Raw genomic sequence first — 26,494 nt, 5'->3', positions numbered from 1 at the left:
AAATATAAGCCGGAACGTGGGCTGAACGCAGCGACCGCTCAGGAGTTTCGCGCTCTGCTTGCATTCGGCTCGTCTTTATGATCCACTCCTTCTTGTCGACCCGGTGCTGTGGAGGGCGTTGGGCGGCCTTTTGGGAGGTTTTTCATGATCGTACTCGGTCTGCTGACTGCCGTGGGTCTTGGTGCTGGTGGTATCGGCTATTTCATCTGGCGCGGATAGGCATCAGCGGGACGTGCCGGTTCGACATGCAGGCTAGCGCATAGAACCCCGGCCACAGCAGCAATATTCGGTTATCGCGCAGTCAGCGCCTTGACACCCTGTACCTTGAGCACGTTGCCGAGAAACTGTTTCGAGGCCGCTTCCCAGGTGTAGCGGCGGGCAAGGCGACTTGCGTCCTCGCGGCGACACGTCAGTGCTTCCAGGCAGGCAAGACGCAGGTCTTCGTTGAGGGCACCGGCGCCTGAGCCCTGTTCGATGATATCGATCGGACCCATGACCGGATAGGCCGCGACCGGGACGCCGCTTGCCAGCGCCTCGAGAATGGTGTTGCCGAACGTATCGGTTCTGGACGGGAAGACGAACACGTCGGCCTGGGCGTAGGCGCGTGCCAGGTCTTCTCCCGTTTTCATTCCCGTGAAAAGCACATGTGGGTAGCGCCGTTGAAGGTCGGCGCGGGCGGGGCCGTCGCCGATCACGACCTTGGAGCCCGGCAGATCGAGATCGAGAAAGGCGGGCAGGTTTTTCTCCACGGCTACTCGGCCGACCGTCATGAAGATCGGGCGCGGCAGGTCGAAGGGCTTTGCCTCGAGTGCCACCGGGTGAAACACCGTCTGGTCGATGCCGCGGCTCCAGCGCAGAAGATTTTTCACGCCGAGCTTGTGCAGTTCCCGCTCAAGGCTCGCGGTTGCCACCATGCAGCCGTTGCCGGCATTGTGGAACCAGCGGACGAAGCCGTTGAGCAGCCGGATCGGCACCGGAAAGCGGGCGGCCACATATTCCGGAAAACGCGTGTGATAACTGGTGGAGAACGGCATGCCGTTCTTCAGGCACCAGCGGCGGGCAGCAAGTCCGAGCGGTCCTTCCGTTGCAATATGCACGGCGGATGGCTGAGTTCCTTCGATGGCCGCGGCAACGCTGCGGAAGCTTGCGACCGAAAGGCGGATTTCCGGATAGGTCGGGCAGGGGATGCTCGAAAAATCCAGCGGCGTCACCATCGAGACATTGATGCCCATGCCTGCCAGTTCGCGGTTGGTATTTTCGATCGAGCGTACGACGCCATTGACCTGCGGATACCAGGCGTCGGTTACAATGGTAATCCTTGTCATGGTTTGACCCGGCCCCGTTGCCATGCCGGAACCGACTCGCGGCTACCGACCATGTTTTCCTTTCCTTCATCGGAAAATATTGTAACAGGGCGATGAAGACGCGCTTTCAACGTTTGATTGTCAAAGTCGCACGCTGCTCGCAGCACCCCTCAGCAATGGACTTCCGCGGCCGGGATTGGTAGAGCCCCGGCATGCAGTACAGACCAGAAATCGATGGGCTGCGCGCGATCGCCGTCGTTCCCGTCATCCTCTTCCACACCGGTCTCGGGTTAATGCCGGGTGGCTTTGTCGGCGTCGACGTGTTCTTCGTCATCAGCGGCTACCTGATCACCGCGATCATTCTCAACGACCTGGCGAGAGACCGTTTCAGCATCGTCAATTTCTACGAGCGGCGGGTGCGGCGCATCGCGCCGGCGCTGCTTGTGGTGTGCATTGCCTGTCTGCCCTTTGCGGCACTGTGGATGCTGCCATCGGAACTGGACGATTTCGGCAAGGACCTGTTCCACTCGCTGCTGATGGTTTCCAACTTCGAGCTTTGGGACAATACGGGATATTTTTCGCCCAGTACCGAACTGAAGCCGCTGCTGCATACGTGGTCGCTATCGGTGGAAGAGCAGTTCTATCTGGTGTTTCCGGTGCTTCTGTGGATGGTGCGCAAGCAGACGCGGCAGGTGATCTTCCGCATCGTGGCGGTTTTGGCGCTGATCAGCCTGTTTCTGGCATGGCCGGTTTCAAGGGTCGATCCGGTCGCGAATTTCTATCTCCCCTTTACCCGTTTCTGGGAACTTGCCGCAGGCGCGCTTTTGGCGATCGGCGGCATACCGACCCGTTACTCTGAGCGGACCCGATCGGCCCTGGGGCTTGCTGGCCTTATCCTGATCGTCGGCAGTTGCCTGTTCCTGACATCCGAGCTGAAATGGCCGGGACCGGTGACGCTGGCGCCGGTCGTCGGCACGCTTCTGGTGATCGCCTTTGCCGGTCCGGGCAATCTTGCCGGACGGCTGCTTTCGCTTCGGCCGCTGGTGGCGATCGGGCTGATCAGCTACAGCCTCTATCTCTGGCATCAGCCGGTGTTCGCCTTTGCCCGTCTGCGCTCGATGGACATGCTGCCGGGCTGGTCCTACGGGCTGCTGGTGGCGCTCGTGTTTGCGCTGGCAATCGCAAGCTATTTTCTGGTGGAACAGCCGTTCCGGAAGCCGCAGGTCGGCCGTCGCTTGGTGTTTTCCCTCAGCGGGTCCTTAGCGGCGGTGCTGGTGGTGCTCGGCATCGTGACCACCAACGCGCAGGGCTTTCCGGGCCGCGATCCCGTGCTTACAGCCATGGGGGAGCCGAGCCTCGGCATCGGCAAGATCTGCAACGGCGAAGTGCGGCCGGATGTCTGCACGATCGGTCAGGGCCCGGAAATGGCGGTCTGGGGCGATTCGCTGGCGATGCATCTGGTCGACGGGCTGGCGGCGTCCATGCACGATACGCCGTCCGATCAGGGCGAGGGGCTGGTGCAGCTTCACAAGAACAGCTGCGCGTTTCCAACCGGCATCGCGCCCATTCCGCTCAACGATTCCGCGTCATGGCCGCTCGACTGCATTCGTCACAACGAGGCGGTAAAGGCCTATCTTGCAAAGACGCCCTCGCTGCGCACCGTCGTGCTCGGATCGCAGTACCTGACCTATCTCCGATCTGACCGCCGGGTGATGACGGAGCAAGGCCAGGCGATGCGGACGGATTACGGCCGGATGCTTGCCGAGGTCGAGGCGACTGCCGACTGGCTGCGCTCGATCGGTCTGCGGCCAGTGTTCATGGCGCCGCCGCCGCGCGATGGTCGCGATATCGGCCGCTGTGTCGTGCGAAGCGCCATGCTGGATGTCGCAGACACGCCCTGCATGATGGAGCGGGACGAACAGCGCGCCCATGATGCCCTCGTGGAGCGGCTGATGGCGGACGTTTCGAAGCGGTTCCCGGTCGTGTCGCTCGAAGATTATCTCTGCGACGAGAAAAGCTGCCGGGTGGTGGATGGCGGCGTTTCGCTGTTCCTCGACGACGAGCATTTTTCGCATCTGGGGTCGATCCATCTCGGCAAGACGCTTGATCTCTACGACGCGCTGACGGATGCCGCGCAACACGGTTGCGAGGCTGGCGTGAAGGTGGGCGAGCCGAAAGGGATCTGCCAGCTCAAGCCGACACATCCGGTCGCGGTGGTTCAGCCGGGCAGAAGCTCCGGACTGATCAGCGCGCCGTGATGGCCGATGACGGTGGCGGCGACTGCGGCGCCGTAGGCTGCGGCTTCGTGCGGTGCGGCGCCGCTTAAGTACTTCGACAGGAAGCCGGCGTTGAAACTGTCGCCGGCGCTGGTCGTGTCGACCACCTTGCCGGTGGTGACGGCCGGTGCATGACCGGTCACGCCCGACAGGCTGAAGGTTGCGCCTTCTGCGCCGTTCTTGACCACGACATCCGTGACGCCGAGACCATGGTAGCGGGCGATCGTATCGGCCACCGTGGCATCGCCGAAATAGGTTGCTTCATCGTCGAAGCTTGGGAGAACGATGGTGGCGGCTCTTGCGCCATCCTCGATCGTCTTCAGCATGATGTCCCGGCTCACCCACAGGCGCGGGCGAAGGTTCGGATCGAAGGCGACCGTCTTGCCGGCGGCCTTGGCGCGGCGCAGTTCCGATAAAAGCGTCTCGACCGCTTCCGGTGCCAGGATGCCGAGCGTGATGCCGGAGAAATAGATGATGTCGGCGGTTTCGATTGCCGAGCGCAGGTGCTCGGCGTCGTCTGCGAGCTTGCGCGCGGCAGCGCTGTCGCGCCAGTAGCTGAAGGTGCGCTCGCCATCCTTGAGGGTGATCAGGTAGAGGCCGGGCGTCTTGCCGGGGATGCGGCGGATGAGGCCGGTGCCGATGCCGGCTTTCTCCATCATCCCAAGCATATCCGACGACATCGGATCGTCGCCGACTGCGGTCAGATAGTCCACCGACCAGTCTTTGGAGAGGCAGGCGCGGGCATACCAGGCCGTATTGAACGTATCGCCGGCAAAGCCCTTGCGCAGCAGGCCTTCACCCGCCTGCGACAGTTCCACCATGCATTCGCCGATCGAAAGAAGCTTTCCGCCCAAGTGTCATCCCTCCCATGGGTTTGACGCTCGAATAAGCTGAAGCGTCCGCCATGACAAGAGCGTGTCGCGCTTCGTTTCCGCGTTGTCTTTTGGTGGCATGGCTCTAGTTTGGGACCAAGGTTGGGATGAGCGATTTTCAAGAAGGAGCATTGTGGAATGGTATTGGAGACCACGAGGGACACCACTCGCAAGGTTGACGGCAACTGGTGGCGCGGTGCGGTGATCTACCAGATCTATCCGCGATCCTTCCAGGACACGACCGGCGACGGACTGGGCGATATCAAGGGGATTACCCAGCGCCTGCCGCATGTAGCTTCGCTCGGCGTCGATGCGATCTGGCTGTCGCCGTTTTTCACCTCACCGATGGCCGACATGGGCTATGACGTTTCCGATTACTGCAATGTCGACCCGATGTTCGGCACGCTTGCCGATTTCGATGAGATGATGACAGAGGCCCATCGCCTTGGCCTCAAGGTGATCATCGACCAGGTCATTTCGCATACATCCGATCGGCATCCGTGGTTTATCGAAAGCCGCTCGAGCCGCACCAATCCCAAGGCCGACTGGTATGTCTGGGCCGACCCCAAGCCCGACGGCACGGCTCCGACCAACTGGCTGTCGATCTTCGGCGGACCGGGCTGGGAATGGGACGGCGTGCGCAAGCAGTATTACATGCACAACTTCCTGATCTCGCAGCCGGACCTCAACTTCCACAATCCCGATGTGCAGGACGCGATGCTGGATACGGTGCGCTTCTGGCTCGACCGCGGCGTCGACGGCTTCCGGCTCGATACTGTGAACTACTATTTCCACGACAAGCAACTGCGCAGCAACCCGCCGATGGTCTATGACACCGACGGCGCCGGCATGGAGACGGATACCAATCCGTATTCGATGCAGAACCATCTCTACGACAAGACGCAGCCGGAAAATATCGGCTTTCTGAAGCGGCTGCGGGCGCTGCTCGACAGCTACGACAACCGCGCCTCGGTGGGCGAAGTGGGCGACGGGCCGCGTTCGCTGAACACGCTCGCGCTCTATACGACCGGCGACGACAAGCTGCACATGTGCTACACGTTCGACCTGCTGGGCCCGGCGTTTTCTGCCGCCTATATCCGCAAGGTGATGCAGACCGTGCTTGATACGGTGGTGAACGGCTGGGTGTGCTGGGCGTTTTCCAACCACGACGTGGTGCGTCACGTGACCCGCTTTACCGACGATCCGTCCGAGCAGGACCGCGTCGCCAAACTGTCGGCAACGCTGATCTCTGTCTTGCGCGGTTCGATCTGCCTCTACCAGGGCGAGGAGCTGGGCCTGAGCGAAGCGGAACTGACTTACGAGGATCTGCGCGACCCCTACGGCATCCGCTTCTGGCCGGCCTTCAAGGGCCGCGACGGATGCCGCACGCCGATGGTGTGGGAAGCGGGCGAGACCCATGCGGGCTTCAGCGAGGGCGCCAAGACATGGCTGCCCATTCCGGCCGATCACGCCAGCCGTTCGGTGGATGCGCAGGAGGCAATGCCGGATTCGGTGCTGCAGCACTACCGCGAAACCTTCGCCTTCCGCAAAAACCACCATGCGCTGATCGACGGCGACATGACGTTTATCGAGACCAACCAGGACCTGCTCGCCTTCGTCCGCGAAAAGGGCGGTGAGAAGCTGCTGTTCGTGTTCAACCTGACCCGCGAGCCGCAAAACTTCGTGCTGCCCAAGCGGATGGGCGACGTGATGCCGGTCGATCTTCCGGGGTTTGTGTCGAAGCTGGAAGCGGGTGCCGTAAAGCTCGATGCGCTGGATGTGTTCTGCGCGCGGGTGTGATGGCGTAGGTGTGAGTGGGATGGGAGGGGAGGCAATCTTCCCCTCTTTCCTGTGATTGCCACAGGAATTTTGCCGACGCGTCGGTAGGGCGACGACGGTTCTTTCAGCCCAAGGACTTGGGCTGGCTGGGTTCCTGTGACGAGCACAGGAATGCGGGAGCGTAGGGGACTGTCGGCGCAAAACTATCGGCGCCGTTGCCTGTGGATTGGTGCGGGAGCAAGACATTTTGGTGGTTCAACGCCCGTTGATCCCCCACCGCTTTCCCCAATCAGATCTCCTCGATCCGTCGGTCGTCTTCGGGGAGGATCGAGAGTTCGCGCCAGTCGATTTCCTCGAGGAGGAGATTGTATTCGTCGACATTCAACTCGTAGGAGGCGCGGAGGTTTTCGAGTTCGGTGCGTTGTCCGGCGATGAACAGAAGCACCAGCCGGCGGTAGGTGTCCATCGAGGCGGCGCGGTCGGGGTCGTCGAAGGCCTGGTGTTCCATCGTGAGCTTCGCGCGCAGTTTTTCGGCTTCTGTTCCCGTCTCGCCGTCGAGGCGGCCGATGCCTGCCTTGACGACACGGCGGCGCATCTCAGACAGTTCCTGTGCGCTGGTACGGCGCCGGTCGAGGCCGAGCCAGCGGATGAGCGGTGACAGTGTCAGGCCCTGCAGGACGAGCGTGGCGATGACCACGGCGAAGGCGGTGAGCACGACCATGTCGCGCTCCGGGAAATCTGCAGGGAGCGCGTAGGCCGTGGCAAGCGAGAGGAGGCCGCGCATGCCGCACCAGGAGGCGAGAATCGCCTGTCTGGTCGATGCCGGCTCCTCGCGGCCGTCGCGACGGGCCCGCCAGGCCTCGATGCGGTTATAGGCGAGGCAGAGCGCGAAGCGGGTGGCGATGACGATGGCGACGATCACGGCGGAAAACAGCAGAGCTTCGGCGAAATGGCCGACCTCCATGTCCGCGTAGATGTCGCGCACCTGCATGCCCATCAGCAGGAAGGCGACGACGTTGAGGACGAACACGACGACCGTCCAAACCGCGTAGGACTGCACCCGCATGCGCGCCGAGGACAGGCTTTCGCTGGTGCTGGCAATCGTCATGGCGAAGGTGACGATTGCGAGCACCGCAGACAGTTCCAGATGTTCGGCGAGGATCCACAGAAGGAAGGTCTGGACGAATTGCAGGAGATTGCCACCAAGCGTGCCTGTGACGTAGGCCGACAGGCGGCGGATTACCAGCGCCGCGACCCAGCCGAGCAGGATGCCGCCGGGAACGGCAAGAACGAGATGGGTCGTTACCTCGCGATCAAGCCCGCCGGCCGACTGGACCGCAAGGGCTGCCCCGAAGATCAGAAGTGCTGCCGCATCGTTGAACAGGCTTTCGCCGCGCAGGATGGCATCGGTGGTGCGCGGCACCGACATGGTGGAGAGGACGGCGGTGGAGGCGGCGGCATCCGGCGGCGCAACGATGGCGCCGAGCACGATGGCAGCCGCAATCGGAAGGCCGGCCATCACATAGCCGGCGACCGCGACCGTCGCCGTGGTGACGACGACGCCGCCGAGCGCAAAGACCACGAGCGGTAGCCAGAAGCGCCTGGCGGTGTTCAGCGGGAAATCGAAGGCGGCATCGAGCAAAGCCGGCGCAATGAACAGCGCCAGCGCGATCTCCGGATCAAGCGCGAAGTAAGGCGCGCCCGGCACCAGCGCCACCGCGACGCCCGCCAGAGCCAGCATCGACGGATAGGGCACAGAGAGCCGCCGCGACACCTGCAACAGCACGATCGCGACCAGCATCAGGATGAGCAGGCTTTCGAAAAAGGTCATGGGGGTGGCGTCATTCGCTGCAGGGGTGATCGACCGGGTGCGTCACAGCGCATCCGTCGAGCATCATGTAGGGCGGGAGGGTGAAAGGGAAAACGGTTTTCGGGCGGTGCGGGTGATGGCGGGTCTTCGTGGGTGCGCGCTTTGGCCGATTCCGGGTCCAGGGTCTGTTTCGAACGGCATTGCTCCGCGGGGCGGGACGCGATATCTGCTGGAGGCAAGGGCTTTGCATCGATCCAGCCAGATGGAGATGCAGGGCTGGCAGCGCTCAACAGGTGATGGACCGATGGCCCGCAAGAACAGAGATGAACCGGCTTCATGGGACGAGGCTGCGCCGGAGCCCGTGTATTGTCCGATGTGCGAGCGGGTGATCCCGGAGGATCAGCAAGAAAAGCATTATCTTGTCCCCAAGAGCAAAGGCGGCAAGGAAACGGTTTGCCTGCACCGGATCTGTCACGACCAGATCCATGTGAATTTGACGGATGCCCAGCTCGCCAAGAAGTTCTCGACGATCGAGGCTATCCTTGAAGACCCGGCGATACGGACATTCGTTGCCTGGGTGAAAACAAAACCTCCGGGGTATGCGGCTCCGCCGAAGGAGCCGCGACAGGGTCGGGGACGCGGGCCGAAAGCATAGAGACGCACGACCGCCTCGTGGTGGCTCTGACCCTTGTCTTGGCTGAGGCCTCTGATGTCTCGAGAACTTCGATTTCAGGCTACTTGCTGCCTGGCGTTGGCTCCCGTAGCTTGACGAAAGTCAAGCCGTCAAAGGGAAAGCAGACGAGGATCCATGCCTTACCTCGCCGTCTACAATTTCAACAATTTCCGGGTTCGCGCGGACGAGCCGGCAAACCAGGGTTTTCACGACAGGAACGACCTCAATTTCCAAGCGGCGGAAATGAGCGAGGGGTTTGTGGCTCGGTCGGGTTACGAGGGCGAGGAGGGGCCTGAGAGTTGGGGCCCTCAGGTGTTTCCGCGTTTCTACATCGACAATGGCGACGGCTGGGCTCCGGCGACCCTCTCCCTGTGGCGCGACCTGACAGCGCTATACGCCTTTACCTACTCGGCCATTCACATCGAGGCGATGCAGAATGCGCGGCAGTGGTTCGACCGGCATACATGGCCTCCTTACGTTTTGTGGTGGGTCTCTGAAGGATACGTTCCCACTTGGCAGGACGGCTGCGAACGTCTGGAGCACCTGCACGACCACGGGTCCTCTTCCGTCGCCTTCGACTTCAAGGCGCCGTTCGATCCGGATGGCCATCGCACCGCATTCGACCGGGCGGCAGTTCCGCGCTGAGCAGGAACCACTGAAGCCACCCTTCGTTTTTCCCTCCGCGGATGACATTTTCCTCAGGAAAGACAAGCGCTTACCCTTGCGGTCGCAGGCCTTATTATCTACGGAGGGGGTTCAAAGTTAAGGGGTTTTTCATGAGTAGAATTATTTTGGTCGTTCTGGTTGTTCTCATCGCAGCGACGGGGTTTATCGGGCAGCGCTGGTACAGCTATGTGTCAAACACGACTTCGGCGTATGACGAGGTCGGTATCGAGATCAACAGCCGTCTGCCGGGACCGCTGAACAAATGGGGCTGCGACAAGCTGCATGCCACATTCGGCGAAGTGCCGCCGCCTTATGGCTGCGCGAGCGCCGACGGAACGTCCTGGCGCTGAGCGGAAGCGCCTGCCTTTGCCTGGATGGTGAGGGCAGCCACGTTTTCACAGTGTTACAAACAAAAAAGCCCGCGATTGCTCGCGGGCTTTTTTGTTGCTTGAACGGAGGCTGTTTCGATCTCAGTCGAAATGCAGCTCGCGTTCGCCGTTTTCGTCGCGGATGCAGGTCTGCAGTCCGATCTTGTTCAGGATGTTGAGGAAGGGCTTTGGCGCCAGTTCTTCGACGTTTGCCATCTTCTTCACATCCCATTCGCCTGTCGCGACCAGCATGGCAGCGGCGACCGGGGGGACGCCCGCGGTGTAGGAAATGCCCTGGGAGCCGACTTCGTTATAGGCTTCCTTGTGGTCGGCGACGTTGTAGATGAACACCGTGCGTTCCTTGCCGTCCTTGATGCCCTTCACGAAATCGCCGATACAGGTCTTGCCTTCATATTCGGGCGCCAGCGACGACGGGTCGGGGAGGCAGGCCTTGACGACTTTGAGCGGCACGACTTCCGAACCGTCGGCAAGCTTGACCGGCTGTTCCGAGAGAAGGCCGATCGATTTGAGGACCGTGAAGACGTTGATGTAGTGATCGCCAAAGCCCATCCAGAAGCGCACGTCGGCGCCATCCATGTTCTTTGCCAGCGAATGCACTTCGTCATGGCCGCAGAGATAGGCGCGGCGCGTGCCGACGACCGGCAGGTCGTAGTCCTTGCCGATTTCGAACATCTTGTTGACGGTCCATTCGCCGCCCTGCCAGGCGTAGACGACACCGGTGAATTCGCGGAAGTTGATTTCCGGATCGAAGTTGGTGGCGAAATACTTGCCGTGGCTGCCGGCATTGATGTCGACGATATCGACGTCGGTGACCTTGTCGAGATAGTCATCCTTGGCAAGGCGGGCATAGGCGTTGACGACGCCCGGATCAAAGCCTGCGCCGAGGATGGCAGTGATGCCCTTTTCCTCGCATTCCTGCGCACGCTTCCACTCGTAGTTTCCGTACCACGGTGGGGTTTCGCAGATCTTGTTCGGCTCTTCGTGGATGGCGGTGTCGATATAGGCGACGCCGGTATCCATGCAGGCGCGCAGCACCGACATGTTGAGGAAGGCGGTGCCGACGTTGATGACGATCTGGCTGCCGGTCGCCTTGATGAGGGCTTTGGTTGCTTCGATGTCGAGGGCGTCGAGGGCGTGGGCTTCGAGCTTGCCTTCTACCTTCATCGCCTTCTTGTCGTGGACCGAGGCGATGATGGCGTCACATTTCGACTTGGTGCGGGAGGCGATATGAATATCGCCGAGCACGTCGTTGTTCTGGGCGCATTTGTGCGCTACGACCTGGGCGACGCCACCGGCGCCGATGATGAGTACGTTCTTTTTCATGGTGGGGACGAGTTCCTTCAAGTCCAATCGTCAGAAGCCGCTGAGCTTTGTGCTCAGGATAGGCTTTGTTCGTAGTCCGCGTAGCCGAACTCGCGGACCGTCCTGAGGCTGCCATCCAGTTCACGGATGGCGATTGCCGGCATTTGCACACCGTTAAACCAGTTTTTCTTGACCATCGTGTAGCCGGCGGCATCCTGGAAGGAAATGCGGTCGCCAACTTTCAGTTCATTCGGAAAATCGAACTCGCCGAAAATATCCCCGGCAAGACAGGACTTGCCGCAGACCATGGCACGATACGGTCCCTGGTTTGGATGAACCTTCGCGTTTTCACGGTAGATCAGGAGATCCAGCAGGTGCGCTTCGATGGAGCTATCCACCACGACAAGGTTCTTGCCGTTGTAAAGGGTATCGAGGACGGTGGTTTCCAGCGTCGTCGAGCGGGTGATCGAGGCTTCGCCGGGTTCGAGATAGACCTGGACGCCGTATTCGCCGGAGAAGCGCTTGAGGCGCTCGGCAAACAGGTCGACCGGGTAATCGTCGCCGGTGAAATGGATGCCGCCGCCGAGGCTGACCCATTCGGCCTTCTTCAGCAGGGGGCCGAACTTCTGCTCGATTTCGCCGAGCATGCGATCAAACAGCGAGAAGTCGCCGTTTTCGCAGTTGTTGTGGATCATGAAGCCGGAGATCAGGTCCATGACCGGCTCGACCTGTTTCTGGTCCCATTCGCCCAGCCGCGAGAAAGGGCGGGCGGGATCGGCGAGATCGAAGGTGGACGAGGAGACGCCGGGGTTGAGGCGCAGGCCGCGGGTAATGCCCGACGACTGGCTCTCGAAACGCTGCAACTGGCCGATCGAGTTGAAGATGATCTTGTCGGCATGCGAAACGACCTCGTCGATCTCGTAATCCGCATAGGCCACTGAATAGGCGTGGGTTTCCTTGCCGAAGCGCTCATGGCCAAGGCGGACTTCGTTGAGCGACGAGGACGTGGTGCCGTCCATGTAGTCGCGCATGAAATCGAATACCGACCATGTGGCAAAGCATTTCAGCGCCAACAATGCCTTGGCGCCCGACGTCTCGCGGACAGCAGCGATCCTCTCCATGTTGCGGAGAAGTTTCGACTTGTCGATGAGGTAGTAGGGTGTCTGGAGCATATCGTGCGGTCGGCCTCGTGACGGTCTAGGGAAAGCGTATGGCGCCTATTGCCTCAGGCGGCTGTCATCTTCAAGACCCGAGGGCCAAGATTGTCGAAAGGGCCGCGGTTTGGCGGCCCTTTTGACAGAGACGGAGACGGTCCCGTTTGCCTCGCGTCAGGCTGCGGGCGGCATCTTCGCAAAGCGCGCGAGGGCCGGGTCGAGGTGGTCCCATGGCTCGGCCGCGTCGGTCCAGGTGATCATCTGCGGCCGATATCGGTCCGGTGCGTCGAGGCTTGCTGCGCGGATGACAAACACGTCCGGCATGGCCGGAAAGGTCATGGAGACAGGCGCGCCGCAGGTTGGGCAAAAGGCGCGTCTTTTCACGGTGCCGCCATCGCCTGTTGCTTCCCAGTGACTGGGCTGGCCCTCGATCGTCACCGTCGCTCCGGCAAAGACGAGATTGGACGTGTGGCCGGTGCCGCTTTCGCGCTGGCACTGACGGCACTGACAATCGACCATGGCGACGGGTTCGCCGGTGACGGTGTAACGGACGGCGCCGCAGGTGCAGCCGCCGGTAAAGGGTTCATGCATGGACGCTGCTCCATTTCTGGTTGCCGGTGCCTGAGGCTCGCGCCGGGGCGGGGTGTGGTCGCTAGAGGATCTCAGGCGGGAACGATGGCTTCGTATTCGTCGCGCAGACGAAGCCATGCGGGCCAGAAGGCGGCAGGATTTTTGCCCGCTGCCTTGACCTCGAGGATGTCGAGGTGGGCATGCCAGCCAGCGCCGACCATGACCATGTTTCGACGGTCGGAAATGCGGCGGTGGGTGAGGGTCAGAAGAACATCCTTGCCGACGGCCTGCAGTTCGATCGAGACCTCGCCTGAAGGTGGCCAGGAGAAGACCACCCGGTGGGGTGCTTCGAAGGCGATCATCTCGCTCTGCATGCGCTGTTCTTCGGGAAAGCCTTCCGGGCGGCCGGCGGAATCATCGCTGAGTTCATCATTGCGCCAGACGAGCTCGAACGTGCCGCCGGGCTGACGCGGCATCGTGCCGGACGCGAGCCACTGGCGGCGCAGATCGCTGTCGGTGACATAGTCCCAGATGCGTTCGATCGGCCCTGGTAGCTTGCGCTGGATCGTCAGGGCGAGGGCTTCTGTCATGAAGGCGTGCCTGCTCAACGATGTCATGTCGGTCATTGATCGTCTCCCGGTTTGCTGTGCGGTTTTCCTTCGGCTTTGGTGGTGGCCTCGCCTTGCGGGCCGGTGGTCTTGATCGCATCGTCCTCGCGCAACAGCCGGTCGAGCGTGTCGAGGCGGGCGGTCCAGAAGCGTTCGTAGAAGGCCAGCCATTCGTGGGCGGCGGCGAGCGGGCCTGGCGATAGGCGGCAGAGATGCGTACGGCCCTGAATTTCCCGATGGACCAGCCCGGCTGCCTCCAAGACCTTGATGTGTTTCGACGCGGCTGCCAGCGACATGTCGTAGGGGGCTGCCAGTTGTCCGACAGTCTGCCCACCGCTTCCAAGAGCCGTCAGCATCTGCCGGCGCGTGGTGTCGCTCAGAGCCTGAAAAACCGCATCGATCTGATGTTCCGTTAATTCAACCATAAGGTTTAATTTAAAGCCTTCGCCGCAATTGTCAACCATATTGTTGAATGTCTGGTTCTGGCTTTTATCAAGAGTTGCAAAAGCGAGAGGGAATCATAATCTGCAGGCGCTGCCCGATGTACCGGTCAGCCAAATGCAGACGTTCACCTCTCACCTGTCAGATCAATCGAGGGTAAGCCATGAGCAGCAGCTACATCACCACCAGCGACGGCACGCAGATATATTTCAAGGACTGGGGCAGCAAGGACGCCCAGCCGATTGTCTTCCATCATGGATGGCCGCTTTCGTCCGATGATTGGGACGCCCAGATGCTGTTCTTCCTCGACCAGGGTTACCGCGTGATCGCGCATGACCGTCGCGGACACGGCCGTTCCAGCCAGACCGATACCGGCAACGAGATGGATACCTATGCAGCCGACGTGGCCGAACTGGCGGCGCATCTGGATCTCAAGGGAGCCATCCATGTCGGTCACTCGACGGGTGGCGGCGAGGTCACGCGCTATGTCGCGAAATTCGGCCAGCCGCAGGGTCGCGTTGCCAAGGCCGTGCTGATTGGCGCGGTGCCGCCTGTCATGGTGCAGAGCGACAGCAATCCCGGCGGCCTGCCACTGTCGGTGTTCGACGGTTTCCGTACCGCGCAGGCGGCCAACCGGGCGCAGTTCTTCCTCGATATCCCGACCGGACCGTTCTTCGGCTACAACCGCGACGGTGCCAAGGTCTCAGAAGGCGTCATCCGGAACTGGTGGCGTCAGGGCATGATGGGCGGCACCAAGGCGCATTACGATTGCATCAAGGCGTTTTCCGAAACCGACTTCACGGAAGACCTCAAGGCGATCGACCTGCCGGTTCTCGTCATGCATGGCGACGACGACCAGATCGTGCCGATCGCCGATTCGGCGATGCTGTCATCCAAGCTTTTGAAGAACGGCACGCTCAAGGTCTACGAAGGTCTGCCGCATGGCATGGCGACGACGCATGCCGATCTCATCAACGCTGATCTGCTGGCGTTCTTCAAGGCATAGTCAAAACAGAAATGGCTCGTCGCGAGACGAGCCATTTCCAGAGATTTCATCGGTTTCAAAAAATCTTACAAAGCAAATTTCAAAAAGAAAAAATGCTACCAGCCATGCCGGCAACGCTGTGTGGATGCGTTCTGACCCGCCGCGTCATGCAGCGGACAAGATTTCAGGCGGCTGCAGATTTCGTCTCAGCCGGGATGCAGTAGATGTTTTCAAGCGTCGACAGGACCTTGAGAACCGAGTCCGCGGAACTCGAATAATAGATCGTCTGCGCATCGCGGCGCGTCTTCACCAATTTCTGCGCGCGCAGCTTGGACAAGTGCTGTGACAGTGCAGACTGGCTCAGGCCAACTTGAGTAGCCAGTGCCCCCACAGCTACTTCGCCCTTGACCAGGCAGCACAAAATCATCAGCCGCTTTGGATTTGCCATCGCAGACAGCAAATTCGCTGCTGCATTCGAGTGGTCTGAAAGTGGCATCGTTTCCATCATATCTCTATCCCCTCTTCCTGAGCATGCCGTGCTCCGGTAATGCCGTAGTCCCTGGAACTGACTAAACCAGCAGACATCAAAGTTGTATATCCCTAGATTTTGGGTAGTCGACTACACTGTTTTAGACATATTGAAAATATACTGGGACGCGTGCTCGGGGGACGATTGCAACGTCCTGAACTCATGTCTCAGCAATGTGTCTCCGGCGATCAGATCTAGCCCGGCGCTATCTGCACCGACGAACCGCCATTGACCAGCATTCTTTGCGCCGAGCCGTGCGGCAAGGCTGTTCGCTTCGTCCGTCAACTCTCTGATATCGCGCGAGAAATTACTCCATTGCTCGCCGCTTCCAGGGTTCGCGATGACAAGCTCGCTGCCATCCAAGGCATAGGCCCTGCCAAAGCCGCCGTTGAGCGAGGCCGACTGCGGAACAAGGCGAAAAAAGTAGAAATCCGGAAAGTCGATATAGAGTTTTGCTTTCGGATGACGGTCCAGAAACCGCTGGCGGATGCGCAGATGGACGGGACTATCTCTTTCCACTTTTTCCGCAATGCACTGAACGGTGATTCGCGGGTGGGCGAGCGGATCGCCCTTGCCGGTCTCGCCGGCGAGTAGAGAACAGCGGGGATCGCCTGCCAATCCCTTCGTATGACCCGACAGCGCCGATACGAGAATCACCGGCACGCCATCAAGATCGGTTCCGGTCAGCACGCGGCTTGCGGAGGGAAAACCGCTTGTGGGATCAAGCACCGCAAGCGCCATGTGACGGGCGCCGCGCACCAGCATCCGCGCAAGGTGGCGTGCTTCCTCATCCGTGTCGCGCAACACGCTTTGATCTTTCGAAGGTTCCTGCGCAGAGGTCGGTGGAAGAGCCTGTCTCACCGTCATTGCGCCCTGCAGCTCGTCGGTCAAAATATTCACCAGTTCTAAATTTCAAATCTCTATAACAGCAGATCATTAACAAACGAGTGTCAGTCCGCCTTGATTTGCATCAAGTCCGGCGTCGGTGGCGTGTCAGACCTGCAATCACGTCGTCAGCCGTAATCGCGCCGACGACGGCGCCGTTATCGACGACCGCGATCGATCCCCTCTGTCGGGCCAGCGCATCCATGATGTCGACCAGTGGCGTGGTGCTCCTCGCTGTTGCCGACACCGGCGGCGCCCCGGCATCGGCGGTTACGCCTTGCCGCATCACGTCGCCCGCGGTGAGCAGGCTGATCGGGTTCATGTGCTGGACGAAATCGGCGACATACTGGTTTGCGGGTGCCTGGACGATCTGCTGCGGGGTGCCGCACTGGACGATACGGCCGCCTTCCATGATGGCGATGCGGTTGCCGATGCGGAAAGCCTCGTCGAGGTCGTGGCTGACGAACAGGATGGTCTTTTTCAGGCGGCGCTGGAATTCCAGCAGCTCGTCCTGAAGTCGGGTGCGGATCAACGGATCGAGCGCCGAAAAGGGTTCGTCCATCAGCAGGATCGGCGCGCCGGTGGCAAAGGCGCGGGCAAGGCCGACACGCTGCTGCATGCCGCCGGAGAGTTCACCCACCTTGCGATCCGCCCACTGGCTGAGGTTGACGAGTTCCAGCTGTTCGTCGACGCGCTTGCGCCGCTCCGGTTCGGCGACGCCGGCGAGTTCAAGCCCGAAGCCGACATTGTCGGCGACGGTACGCCACGGCAGCAGCGCGAACTGCTGGAAGACCATCGAAACCGTGTGCATCCGAAGATCGCGCAGGGTGCGGGTGCCGGCTTTGTAGGGATCGACCGGTCCGGACGGGGTGGCAACGCTGACCGCGCCGCGCACGACCGGCGCCAGACCGTTGACGGCGCGCAGGAGCGTCGACTTGCCCGAGCCGGACAGGCCCATCAGCACGAGGATTTCGCCTTCGCGCACCGACAGCGTGGCATCGGCGACACCGAGCACGATCCCGGTTTCTTCCGAGATCTGGTCGCGCGTCATGCCTTGGTCGAGCAGTTTGACAGCCCGCTCCGGGTTGTTGCCGAAGATGATATCGACCTTCGAGAAGGTGACGGCGGCAGGCGCTGTCCGGTTCATCGCGTCGGTCATGACTTGCCTCCCGGTTCTGCCGTTCTGAACATGCGGTCGAGAATGATCGCCAGGATGACGATGCAGAAGCCGGCATCAAAGCCGCGGGCGATGTTGACGGTGTTGAGCGCGCGCACGACCGGTACGCCGAGACCGGGGGCACCGACAAGCGCTGCGATTACCACCATCGACAACGACAGCATGATCGTCTGGGTCAGACCGGCCATGATCTGCGGCATCGCGTAAGGGAGCTCGATCTTGCGCAGGACCTGCGACGGCGTCGCGCCGAAGGCGACGGCTGCTTCGGTCAGAGATCCGGGCGTCGAGATGATGCCGAGGCGGGTGAGTCGGACCGGGGCGGGGATAGCGAAGATGACGGTTGCGATGAGGCCCGGCACCATGCCGAGGCCGAACAGAATGAGCGCCGGGATGAGATAGACGAAGGTGGGAATGGTCTGCATCAGGTCGAGGATCGGCCGCAGGATCTCGTAGAGCCAGGGGCGACGGGCAGCAGCGATTCCGATCGGAATGCCGACCGCCATGCAGACGGCGGTGGCTGCAAGCACCAGCGCCAGCGTCTCCGTCGTCTCCTTCCAGTAGCCCTGGTTATAGATCAGCAACAGACCGATTGCGGTGAAGGCTGATATCGAGACTGATCGTCTCAGCCAGAAGGCGAGCGCCGTGACGATGGCGATCAGCACGAAGGGGTTCGGCCCCTGCAGCACGTACAGGATCGCATCGATGACCGCCGACAGCACGGTGGCGAGCCAGTTGAAGAACCAGTCGGCATTGGTGGTCAGCCAGTCGACCGCATCTTTCGCCCAGTTTCCAAGGCGGATCTTGCCGGTGGAATCCACAAGCCAGTTCGGGAGCGAGTTGGTTAGCCAGTTCACGTCGCGTGCCTGCCTCGTCTGGAAGGAAATACAAGGAGCGAAAGCGTTACCCTCGAGGGCGCCCCCAAGGGTCTACCAACGTCAGCGGATCCTCGGGACGGGCCCGAGGATCACACCGCCGGCATTCGCCGGTTTGCGACGCGTCTTACAGGCCGAGTTCGGCCTTGACCGCGGCCTCGGCTGGCTTGCCGTCCTTGGTGGTGACGCCGGCAAGCCACGGGGTGATCGCAGCGCCATTGGCCTTCAGCCACGTGGTCGCCGCTGCTTCCGGCTCTTCACCGTCGTTGAGGATGCCGCCCATGATCTGGTTTTCCATCGGCAGCGAGAACTTCAGGTTCTTGATGAAGGTGCCGACATTGGGGCATTCCTGCGTGTAGCCGGCGCGGACGTTGGTATAGACTTCGGCGCCGCCGAAATTCGCGCCGAACACGTCATCGCCGCCGGTAAGGTAGGTCAGCTTGAAGTTGGCGTTCATCGGATGCGGTTCCCAGCCGAGGAAGACGACGGGTTCGCCGGCCTTGTCGGCGCGGGCGACCTGGGCCAGCATGCCCTGTTCAGAAGATTCCACCACTTCCAGCTTCTTGAGGCCGAATGTGTCCTTCTCGATCATGCCGAGGATCAGGCGGTTGCCGTCATTGCCGGGTTCGATGCCATAGATCTTGCCGCCCAAAGCATCGGCCTTGGCTGCGATATCCTTGAAGTCCTTGATTCCGAGTTCGGCGCCCTTGGAATTGGTTGCCAGCGTGTACTTGGCGCCGACGAGGTTGGGGCCGATGGATTCGACCGACTTGTCGGTGAGGAAGGGCCGGACGTCGGCTTCCTGGGTCGGCATCCAGTTGCCGAGGAAGACGTCGATATCCTTGTTCTTCAGCGACGAATAGGTGACCGGCACCGAAAGCACCTTCACATCCGTCTCATAGCCCAGCGCCTTCAAAAGGACGGAGGCGGTGGCGGTCGTGGCGGTGATGTCGGTCCAGCCGACATCGGAGAAACGGACGGTGCCGCAGCTTGCCGGCTCGGCGGCCGAAGCAGCTCCGCTCAGCGCCATCATGGAGACGGCGGCGGCCAGAATGGTCTTGGTCGAAACGGTCATGGTCATTTTTATGCTCCCCATTAAAATCATGCCCAACCTTATCAATATCTCTCCGAAACAGGCAAGCTTGTGCATCACGGCGTCTGAAGCCACCATTTGCGACAAAGCGCCGATTGATGGGTCGTTCGCGTATTTTTTGTGGGTTTTGCGTGGCGGCGCTTTTCTTCGATGCCGATCGGCATCACAAAGCCGCATGGCCAAGCTTTACTTCCATTACGCGACGATGAATGCCGGCAAATCGACCATGCTGCTGCAGGCATCCTACAACTACCGCGAACGCGGCATGCGCACGGCAATCTTCATCGCCGACTTCGACCACCGGGGCGGCCAGGGGCGCGTTGCATCGCGAATCGGCCTGTCATCCGACGCGATCCCGTTCAGCCCGGAGGACGATCTCTATGCGGAGATCTCAAAGCTGCATGGGCAAGAGCCGCTGACCTGCGTCTTTATCGACGAGGCGCAGTTCCTGACCTCCGAGCAGGTGTGGCAGCTTGCCCGCATCACCGACCGCGTCGGCATTCCGGTCATGGCCTATGGTCTGCGGACTGATTTCCGCGGAAAGCTGTTTCCGGGGTCGCAGGAGTTGCTGGCGATTGCCGACGAACTGCGTGAAGTCCGCACGATCTGCCATTGCGGACGCAAGGCAACGATGGTCGTGCGTGTGGATGCCGATGGCGAGGCGCTTCGCGAAGGCGCACAGGTTGAAGTGGGCGGTAACGACCGCTACGTCTCGCTTTGCCGGCGGCACTGGGAAGAAAAGATGCGTTGCTGGTAAGCGGCGACGCGAAGATTGGCATTGTTCCCGTTTGCGTTGAAACGCCGTAGCGATTTTTCCAGCCTGTGATACCTTGAAATTCTCCCGGACGGTGGCATGGCCGCGGGAGTGCTTTGGGGAGGGCAGGGCATGGGAGATTACCGGCGATTTCACGAGGAAATATCCCGGATCGCGACGGCGTTTCAGGCAATGTGGGACGAGCTCGCCACATCCGAAGCGATGCTTTCGCGAGGGGTGAAGGACAGACACGTTCCAGATGTCGCAGACCTCGAAGCCGAGGCCGAGCGGCAGGCACGGGTGACGATGATGGGCGACGGCCTGGAGGCGGATCTCGCCAAAGCGGTCGGCGCGTTCGGCGATGCGGTGACGAGGCTGCGGCAGACCTTCGACGATCCTGTCGAGCCCACCAGTTTGAAGCGCATACTCGGCTGGACCACGAAATGGTCCGGTCAACGTTCGGGGCAAAACAGGACGGGCATCGAGCCCGTGAAGCAGCTCCTCGATGTCGGAAATGCGTTCTACACGCTGCTCGACAAGGAACGTGTCGCGCTGATGATGGGACGCTACCGGTTCGAGAGGGGGCTTCTCGACCTTGCCGACCACCGCAGGGAGCTGGTGCGCGGGTTGATGGGCGAGGATCTGTCCAAACCCGACGCGGTGGGCCGGACGGAAGGCCTTTTCCGGCTGATGAACGGTATAACCGACCGGATGAATGCCAGCGTGATGACGCTCAATATCTTGCGCCACAAGGTGCTTTTCGACACCGGCGACCTGCTGGCGGTTCATCAGGCGCTCTGGCAGCGCGATCCACCGCTGCAGGGCCTTCTCCCCTACAGTGTTCCGGTAGCAGGGGTATTTGCCGAAAGTGCCTGGCGGGCCTCCGGTGCCGGGCAAGCAAAGCGGGCGGCGCAACAGGCCTTTGCCGACCGGTTCCTGCCGAAGGCGGAGACCGATCCGGTGTCCGTGACCGATGGGAGCGAGCCTGGAGAGGTGACGGCTGTGACGAGCCCCAGTGACGGGCGCTGGAGGATGCCGCACTGGCCGTTTGGCGGCTATCTGCGATCGTAAACCCGTGCTCCGCTGCCGATTTTTGTGCAGCGCGGTTGTTTGCCTGCTTGCGGAACCATATCTGTTGGAACAACCGGGCGTACCTATCGGCCCCACAGACAGGAGAACAGGATGCTCGACCGGCTCAAGGCCTCACTTCAGACCCTGGGCAAGGCGATCGCAAGGGGCATCGGACTGCTCGTCGCCGGGATCGTCTGGCCGTTTCGCGCCGCTCACGGCTGGTATGGCGAGCGGCACCTGATGGTGAAGGCGCCGATCCTGGCATTCCTCGTTATCTTGTTTGGTCTTTACGGCTATTTCTTCGTGCAGACCCAGATCTGGACCGGGTTCAACCCGAGCTTTGTCGATGCCTATCGCTGGAATGAGCGCACCGTGCCGGCCGGCCAGGACCTTCCTGCGACGGCGCCCGTGGCGGCTGCTGCTGCGGAAACATCGAACGGGACGGCCGCGTCTTCTCCGGTGCCCGCCGCGCCTGTTGTGGCTGCCCGCCAGTGCCAGTCGTCGGCGATCGTCGATGCGGCGGCGGATCTGACCGACGCCAACGTGAACCAGAATGCGTGGATCTCGTCCATGCTGCTCTACCGGCTCGGCTTCTTCGGCATCAGCTGGGACAACACGCCATTTCTCGACAACAAAGCTTCGTTCCAGCGCGGCGTGAACCAGGCGGTGCGACGCACGTCCAGCGAACTTGTCGATACGCTCGGCCGCGTGCGTGGCACGTCGGGTGTCAACACCAACCTACAGGATGCCCGCGGCAACCTGCAGTTTGATGAGTATTCCTGGTATTTCGGTGTCGATCCGTTTGGCTTCAAAACGCCGACGCCGAGCTACTATCGCACCGCGATCGAAAAGCTGCGGGCCTTCAACGCCGATCTCACCGCCTGCAACGCGACCTTCGACAGCCGCTCCGACAATCTCGTGCAATTCGTCGACCGGATCGCCAATGATCTTGGTGCGACGGCTGCGATCCTGCGCGACCGGTCGGAAAACCATGCGGCCGGCTGGTTCGATACCCGTGCCGACGACCGTTTCTGGTTCGCCTATGGCCAGCTCTACGGCTATTACGCCGTGCTTTCCGCCGCCGGTGCCGACTTCTCGCAGGTCATCCGCGAGCGCAACCTGACGCAGCTTTGGAACGAGACGCTGTCGCGTTTCCGCGCAGCACTTCGCATCCAGCCGTCGATCGTGTCCAATGGGGCGGAAGACGGGATGATCATGCCGAGCCATCTGTCGGTGATGGGCTTCCATACGCTGATGGTGCGCTCCAACCTCGTTGAAGTGCGCGGCGTACTGGATCGGTAAGACGGTGCGGCTGCGGCAGCGCTAGCTGATCAGCCGCAGTCTCAGCGCTTTTGCCACAAGCTGGGTGCGGTTGACGCAATCGAGCTTCTTGATGGCATTGGTCATGTAGGCGTTGACCGTGTGATCGGAGAGGGACAGGATCTTGCCGATTTCGGACGAGGTCTTGCCCTGTGCCGTCCAGCGGACGACTTCAAGTTCCCGCGTGGTCAGCGGCCCGAAGGTCGATGCCTGCTCCGATCGGCGGATGCGATCGAACACCGCGAAGGCGTGCAAAATCACCATGCCGATTTCGTTCAGTTCCGTCTGGGTCAGGCGCGGACGATCTCCCGACATGCGGATGCGGAAGCCGGTACCATCGACCGAATGAAGCGCCATCGCCACGCTGGTGATCATGCCGTACTGACGGCGCAGGGCGATCAGGTCCGGCGGGAGCTGGCCAGGCGAGTTGCGATCATCGAGACAGCAACAGTCCGGGAGCGACCAGCCGCTCGTGGCATCCGCCATCCGGGTGCGTGGCAGCAGCCGCAGTCGATCGAATTCGCGGATATAGTCCTTGGGAAGATTGGTCTCGACGATGATGCGGGACAGAAGCGTCTCGCTTGCAGGCGGAAGCTTGACCAGAGCGAAATGGCGCAAGCCAAATTCGCGTGTGGCCCGTTCAAAGACCGTCGAAATCTCCGCACGGGAGTAGGCTGCAGAAATTTCGCCGTTGAGGATCGATTGCCGCTCCAGCGTGATCATATTAGCTTCGAAAAAAGTGAATGGTTATTATGTTAAGCGCAACAAATATACTAATCGCTTTGTAAATCCAGCGGAAAAGTGAGCAAAAGCCCCCGTGTGGAGTAATTTTCCGAGATACTGTTATATTTGTCTCATGTATCGCCGAGATGGGCTCATTCGCAAGCCCTTTTGCGGTTCGTCAATCACCGGTCCGGCCTGATCCGGGGTAATTTAGACCCTGAGTCGGTCAAAGCTTGGTTTCGTGTTTGTGGGCCTTTGTCGTCGCCATGATCTTCTCCAGCCAGCCGAGCATGACGGCCGAGACCACAAAGGTGAGGTGGATGATCGTGTACCACATCAGCGTGGTATCCGAGTACTGGTTGGCATTGAGGAAGATCTGCAGGAGATGGATCGACGAGATGGCAACGATGGAGGAGGCGACCTTGATCTTGAGGCTTCCGGCATCCAGTTTGCCGAGGAACGAAACGTCGGCTTCCGTTTCGTCGAAGCGGCTAACGAAGTTCTCGTAACCAGAGATCATCACCATCACGATCAGGCTCGCAACGAGTGCCGCATCAATGAGACCCAGCATGGCGAGGATCATTTCGGCTTCACTCAGCGTGAAGACTTCCTTGGCGACTTTCCAGAACTTGAACATGAAAGACAGCGCGTAGACGGCGAGTGCGGCAACCAGGCCCAGATAGAAGACGACGAGCAGCCAGCGACTGGAGAGGATGATCTTCTCGACAAGCAGTTCCAGCGATTTCATGGGGGCCGTTCTCCGTTGCAGGCGCTGGAGATTCCCATAAGCCGGGCCGAAAACCGGTGCAAGATGCCTATCCTGACGAAAACGCCGCACCCCCTACGGGGAATGCGGCGTCCAGGATCAAAGGGCGATCGTCGGGGAGGGATCAGAACTTCTTCGTCACCGACAGTTTGAAGCTGCGGCCGGGCTCGCTGTAGAAGTCCTGCGCCGAAGCCGAAACGCCGTCCGGGACGCTGACCGCGTCAAAGTACTTCTTGTCGAACACGTTGAAGACGCCGGCCTGAACCTTGAGGCCGGAGAGATCGACGGTACCAACCTTTTCGGGTGCCCACCAGACGGTTGTGTCGACGAGGCCGTAACCGGGTGCCTCGAAGCCGGTGCCGCTGACCTTGTTGCGGGAGGACGCAAGCGTCAGCGAGACGTCCGAGCCCCAGGTCTCGGATGAATAGCCAAGGCCGATGATGGCGCGCAGCGGCGCGACCGAGTTCAGGTAGTCGCCGGTATCGGTATCCTTGCCGTGCGAATAGGCAAACGAGCCCCAAGTGCGCCAGCTTGGATCGAAGCGCCATTCGCCGCCCAGTTCGATGCCGTAGATGCGGACGTGGTTGAGGTTTTCGTAGCCGGTGATGCCGCCGACCGGGTACTCACCGCCTGGAGGCGCGATGGTGACCGTGTCGATGAAGTTCTTGTAGTAGTTGTTGAAGGCGGTCGCCTTGAACGAATAGTCGGCCGCGTCGTATTTGGCGCCGATTTCAAAACCGTTGCTGGTTTCGGTTTTGAGATCAGGATTGCCGATGCGGGCATAGGAGCCCGGAGCGCCGTAATTCTGGTAAAGCTCGGTCGCGGTCGGTGCGCGGAAGCCGCGTGCATACTGGGCGAACAGTTCCAGTTCCTGGGTGGCCTTCCAGCCGAAGCGGAGTTTCGGCGAGATGCCGAAGTCGTTGTTGCTTTCGAGATAGGCCGGATCGTAGTTCGGGCTGTCCTCGAAGCTTGCGGTCGATTTCGGATCGTAATCGTACCAGTCGAAGCGCACACCGGGCGTCACCGTCAGGCGGTCCTCGAAGAACTTGATGTCGTCTTCGGCATACATGCCGAGGATCATCCCGTCGACGTCAGGCATATCGGACGAATTGGAATGGAGCATGCGGCAGGACTGGGGACCGAAGGGTTGCGGGATGGTCGTCCAGTCGACATCAGGGCAATTGTCGACGCCGGAGGAGTATTGATAGGTCTTCTGCCAGGAGAGCTCGCCGCCGAACCGGAATTCGTGGCTGACGCCGCCGATGGTCAGTTCCTTCGAGGCGCTGCCGGAGATGCCGTAGCTATCCTGTGTCAGCTGGTTTTCTCGGCTGTAGATACCGCTTGGGGAGCCGTAGAAGAAGGGGTCGCCGGGAATGATTGAGCCGCGTGGGTCGGTAAGGCGGAACCCGTCCGTCGTGTTGTTCAGTCGCTGCTTTTGCCAGTAGGTGATGATGCTCGCCTGATCGACGATGTCGCCGCCGCTGGGGGAGATAAAGTCGTAGGATGCCGACAGCCGCTTGCGATCGACCTCTTCGCCGCTCTTCAGCGTGCCCTGCTGGTAGCTCGTGGTCGTGCCGCGCATGTTGTCGCTGTCGATCTCCTTGTTGAAGAGTTCGCCGGTCAGGCCGAAACGATGGCCGCCCTCGATATACTGGTGGAACTTGGCGAGCAGGTTGCGCTGCCAGTAATCGCTTGGATTGGCCTCCGTGCGGGTGGTGCCGTAACCACCTATTTCGCCCTCGTTATCGGTCTCGTTGCCGCGCTTGTAGCCGCCCTGGAGCATGAACCAGCTGTCATTGTGTCGTGCGGCGATGGCGGCATTGTTGCCGAGGCTGCGGTCGGCGCTGTCATAGGTGCTCTTGGTCAGAGCGCCGAAATTACGGCCGTCCTCGATCAGGTCTTCCGGATTGATCGTGTAGAGCTGGACCGCGCCGCCGAGGGCGCCGGATCCGACGCGGCTCGAATCGGCACCCTTGGTAATGTCGATCGTCGAAAGCGTGTCGAAATCGAAGGCGTTGTTGCCACCACGGGCGCTATCGCGCGGGTCGGTCAGCCAGGGCTGGCGGATCCCGTCGATCGTCGTCAGGACGCGCTCGTTTTGCAGACCGCGAATGTTGATGCTCTGGCTCTGCCGGTTGAAGGTGACGCCGGCATCGACGCGACGGGAGAAATCCTTGAAATCGGTGACCATCCGGTCCTGGATGACCTGACGATCTGTCGTTTCGGTCAGCGGCGAGTCGGACTTGCCGACGTAAGTCCCGTCGCGCAACACGATCGGCTTCAGGGCGGTCGTATCCTGTCCATCGGCAACCTGGGTCGCGGCGGTCGCTCCAGCGGCGGTCGTTCCAGCGGTGGTCTGGGCAGTCTCTTGCGCCCATGCCGGCGGCGCGGCCGTGATCAGCAGAAGTGCGGCAGTTCCGGCGTAGAGATGGCGATGCCGCGACGAACGGGTAGGCATGGTGGTTCCCCTCAAAA

At 61.0% G+C, this 26,494-nt stretch carries 25 protein-coding genes; 9 read left to right on the top strand and 16 right to left on the bottom strand.

Going from position 1 to position 26,494, the window contains the following annotated elements:
• Positions 1 to 290: 290 nt before the first annotated feature.
• On the bottom strand, positions 291 to 1,325 hold the full coding sequence (locus tag ACQY1K_RS11600; protein WP_192086222.1) for a glycosyltransferase family 4 protein: 1,035 nt from the start codon (positions 1,323 to 1,325) through the stop codon (positions 291 to 293).
• A 191-nt stretch (positions 1,326 to 1,516) separates the two neighbouring features.
• Between ACQY1K_RS11600 and ACQY1K_RS11595 the strand changes: the two genes are divergently transcribed.
• Positions 1,517 to 3,562: an acyltransferase family protein gene (locus ACQY1K_RS11595; protein ID WP_430257417.1), complete on the top strand. Its 2,046-nt coding sequence runs from the start codon at positions 1,517 to 1,519 to the stop codon at positions 3,560 to 3,562.
• On the opposite strand, the gene ACQY1K_RS11590 is transcribed toward ACQY1K_RS11595, so the two are convergent.
• A complete protein-coding gene (locus ACQY1K_RS11590; RefSeq protein ID WP_430257416.1) occupies positions 3,523 to 4,434 on the bottom strand; it encodes a sugar kinase in 912 nt (303 codons plus the stop codon). The two genes, ACQY1K_RS11595 and ACQY1K_RS11590, sit on opposite strands and share 40 nt — an antisense overlap.
• 156 nt (positions 4,435 to 4,590) lie before the next feature.
• Here ACQY1K_RS11590 and ACQY1K_RS11585 point away from each other — a divergent pair, with 156 nt between their 5' ends.
• Entirely contained in the window at positions 4,591 to 6,252 is a 1,662-nt protein-coding gene (locus ACQY1K_RS11585) for an alpha-glucosidase family protein (protein ID WP_430257415.1), read from the top strand.
• A 268-nt stretch (positions 6,253 to 6,520) separates the two neighbouring features.
• Here the strand turns inward: ACQY1K_RS11585 and ACQY1K_RS11580 are convergent, their stop codons facing one another.
• Positions 6,521 to 8,062 (bottom strand): cation:proton antiporter, encoded by a 1,542-nt coding sequence (locus tag ACQY1K_RS11580; RefSeq protein ID WP_430257414.1) that lies wholly within the window; start codon positions 8,060 to 8,062, stop codon positions 6,521 to 6,523.
• Here ACQY1K_RS11580 and ACQY1K_RS11575 point away from each other — a divergent pair.
• The 3 genes from ACQY1K_RS11575 to ACQY1K_RS11565 all read left to right on the top strand — a co-directional run bounded on the left by ACQY1K_RS11575 (position 8,037) and on the right by ACQY1K_RS11565 (position 9,730).
• Positions 8,037 to 8,696 (top strand): HNH endonuclease, encoded by a 660-nt coding sequence (locus ACQY1K_RS11575; RefSeq protein WP_430257413.1) that lies wholly within the window; start codon positions 8,037 to 8,039, stop codon positions 8,694 to 8,696. The genes ACQY1K_RS11580 and ACQY1K_RS11575 overlap by 26 nt on opposite strands.
• Positions 8,697 to 8,849: 153 nt before the next feature.
• A complete protein-coding gene (locus ACQY1K_RS11570; protein WP_430257412.1) occupies positions 8,850 to 9,359 on the top strand; it encodes a DUF3291 domain-containing protein in 510 nt (169 codons plus the stop codon).
• Between the two features lie 131 nt (positions 9,360 to 9,490).
• Positions 9,491 to 9,730 carry a hypothetical protein gene (locus tag ACQY1K_RS11565; protein WP_062455595.1) on the top strand — a complete coding sequence of 80 codons (240 nt, stop codon included), beginning with the start codon at positions 9,491 to 9,493 and terminating at the stop codon, positions 9,728 to 9,730.
• 120 nt (positions 9,731 to 9,850) lie between these two features.
• Here the strand turns inward: ACQY1K_RS11565 and ACQY1K_RS11560 are convergent, their stop codons facing one another.
• The 5 genes from ACQY1K_RS11560 to ACQY1K_RS11540 form a co-directional block, all read right to left on the bottom strand.
• Positions 9,851 to 11,092 (bottom strand): saccharopine dehydrogenase family protein, encoded by a 1,242-nt coding sequence (locus ACQY1K_RS11560; protein WP_430257411.1) that lies wholly within the window; start codon positions 11,090 to 11,092, stop codon positions 9,851 to 9,853.
• Between the two features lie 53 nt (positions 11,093 to 11,145).
• On the bottom strand, positions 11,146 to 12,243 hold the full coding sequence (locus ACQY1K_RS11555; RefSeq protein ID WP_062455601.1) for a carboxynorspermidine decarboxylase: 1,098 nt from the start codon (positions 12,241 to 12,243) through the stop codon (positions 11,146 to 11,148).
• Positions 12,244 to 12,399: 156 nt separating this feature from the next.
• Positions 12,400 to 12,816: a GFA family protein gene (locus ACQY1K_RS11550; RefSeq protein ID WP_430257410.1), complete on the bottom strand. Its 417-nt coding sequence runs from the start codon at positions 12,814 to 12,816 to the stop codon at positions 12,400 to 12,402.
• A gap of 71 nt (positions 12,817 to 12,887) precedes the next feature.
• Positions 12,888 to 13,421, bottom strand: a complete 534-nt coding sequence (locus ACQY1K_RS11545) for an SRPBCC family protein (RefSeq protein WP_430257409.1) — start codon at positions 13,419 to 13,421, stop codon at positions 12,888 to 12,890.
• On the bottom strand, positions 13,418 to 13,867 hold the full coding sequence (locus tag ACQY1K_RS11540) for an ArsR/SmtB family transcription factor (protein WP_430257408.1): 450 nt from the start codon (positions 13,865 to 13,867) through the stop codon (positions 13,418 to 13,420). Before ACQY1K_RS11540 ends, ACQY1K_RS11545 begins: the two co-directional genes overlap by 4 nt.
• A gap of 140 nt (positions 13,868 to 14,007) precedes the next feature.
• Here ACQY1K_RS11540 and ACQY1K_RS11535 point away from each other — a divergent pair, with 140 nt between their 5' ends.
• Positions 14,008 to 14,850 (top strand): alpha/beta fold hydrolase, encoded by an 843-nt coding sequence (locus ACQY1K_RS11535; RefSeq protein ID WP_430257407.1) that lies wholly within the window; start codon positions 14,008 to 14,010, stop codon positions 14,848 to 14,850.
• A 163-nt stretch (positions 14,851 to 15,013) separates the two neighbouring features.
• Here ACQY1K_RS11535 and ACQY1K_RS11530 read toward each other — a convergent pair whose 3' ends face one another.
• The 5 genes from ACQY1K_RS11530 to ACQY1K_RS11510 all read right to left on the bottom strand — a co-directional run bounded on the left by ACQY1K_RS11530 (position 15,014) and on the right by ACQY1K_RS11510 (position 19,367).
• Positions 15,014 to 15,334 carry an ArsR/SmtB family transcription factor gene (locus ACQY1K_RS11530; protein ID WP_062457893.1) on the bottom strand — a complete coding sequence of 107 codons (321 nt, stop codon included), beginning with the start codon at positions 15,332 to 15,334 and terminating at the stop codon, positions 15,014 to 15,016.
• A gap of 114 nt (positions 15,335 to 15,448) precedes the next feature.
• Positions 15,449 to 16,225 (bottom strand): HugZ family protein, encoded by a 777-nt coding sequence (locus ACQY1K_RS11525; protein WP_430258988.1) that lies wholly within the window; start codon positions 16,223 to 16,225, stop codon positions 15,449 to 15,451.
• 103 nt (positions 16,226 to 16,328) lie between these two features.
• Positions 16,329 to 17,402, bottom strand: a complete 1,074-nt coding sequence (gene choV / locus ACQY1K_RS11520) for a choline ABC transporter ATP-binding protein (protein ID WP_249406394.1) — start codon at positions 17,400 to 17,402, stop codon at positions 16,329 to 16,331.
• Positions 17,399 to 18,274: a choline ABC transporter permease subunit gene (gene choW, locus ACQY1K_RS11515; RefSeq protein ID WP_062455618.1), complete on the bottom strand. Its 876-nt coding sequence runs from the start codon at positions 18,272 to 18,274 to the stop codon at positions 17,399 to 17,401. Before choW ends, choV begins: the two co-directional genes overlap by 4 nt.
• A gap of 145 nt (positions 18,275 to 18,419) precedes the next feature.
• The gene (locus ACQY1K_RS11510) at positions 18,420 to 19,367 is read right to left on the bottom strand and encodes a choline ABC transporter substrate-binding protein (RefSeq protein WP_430243817.1); all 948 of its coding nucleotides are present in this window, start codon (positions 19,365 to 19,367) and stop codon (positions 18,420 to 18,422) included.
• Between the two features lie 193 nt (positions 19,368 to 19,560).
• Here ACQY1K_RS11510 and ACQY1K_RS11505 point away from each other — a divergent pair, with 193 nt between their 5' ends.
• The 3 genes from ACQY1K_RS11505 (at position 19,561) to ACQY1K_RS11495 (ending at position 22,512) form a co-directional block, all read left to right on the top strand.
• Positions 19,561 to 20,142, top strand: a complete 582-nt coding sequence (locus ACQY1K_RS11505; RefSeq protein ID WP_062582867.1) for a thymidine kinase — start codon at positions 19,561 to 19,563, stop codon at positions 20,140 to 20,142.
• Positions 20,143 to 20,238: 96 nt separating this feature from the next.
• The gene (locus ACQY1K_RS11500; protein WP_430257406.1) at positions 20,239 to 21,210 is read left to right on the top strand and encodes a hypothetical protein; all 972 of its coding nucleotides are present in this window, start codon (positions 20,239 to 20,241) and stop codon (positions 21,208 to 21,210) included.
• Between the two features lie 111 nt (positions 21,211 to 21,321).
• Positions 21,322 to 22,512: a DUF2333 family protein gene (locus ACQY1K_RS11495; RefSeq protein WP_062455628.1), complete on the top strand. Its 1,191-nt coding sequence runs from the start codon at positions 21,322 to 21,324 to the stop codon at positions 22,510 to 22,512.
• A gap of 21 nt (positions 22,513 to 22,533) precedes the next feature.
• On the opposite strand, the gene ACQY1K_RS11490 is transcribed toward ACQY1K_RS11495, so the two are convergent.
• The 3 genes from ACQY1K_RS11490 to ACQY1K_RS11480 all read right to left on the bottom strand — a co-directional run bounded on the left by ACQY1K_RS11490 (position 22,534) and on the right by ACQY1K_RS11480 (position 26,477).
• Positions 22,534 to 23,253 (bottom strand): response regulator transcription factor, encoded by a 720-nt coding sequence (locus tag ACQY1K_RS11490; RefSeq protein WP_430257405.1) that lies wholly within the window; start codon positions 23,251 to 23,253, stop codon positions 22,534 to 22,536.
• A 226-nt stretch (positions 23,254 to 23,479) separates the two neighbouring features.
• The gene (locus tag ACQY1K_RS11485) at positions 23,480 to 24,001 is read right to left on the bottom strand and encodes a TIGR00645 family protein (RefSeq protein ID WP_082472017.1); all 522 of its coding nucleotides are present in this window, start codon (positions 23,999 to 24,001) and stop codon (positions 23,480 to 23,482) included.
• A 142-nt stretch (positions 24,002 to 24,143) separates the two neighbouring features.
• On the bottom strand, positions 24,144 to 26,477 hold the full coding sequence (locus ACQY1K_RS11480; protein ID WP_430257404.1) for a TonB-dependent hemoglobin/transferrin/lactoferrin family receptor: 2,334 nt from the start codon (positions 26,475 to 26,477) through the stop codon (positions 24,144 to 24,146).
• Positions 26,478 to 26,494: the final 17 nt, after the last annotated feature.

This window comes from Neorhizobium sp. IRS_2294, assembly GCF_050500145.1.
GTDB classification, from domain to species: Bacteria; Pseudomonadota; Alphaproteobacteria; order Rhizobiales; family Rhizobiaceae; genus Neorhizobium; species Neorhizobium soli.
The sequence above is the reverse complement of the archived record's forward strand: the minus strand, read 5'-3'. Positions and strand labels throughout refer to the sequence as shown.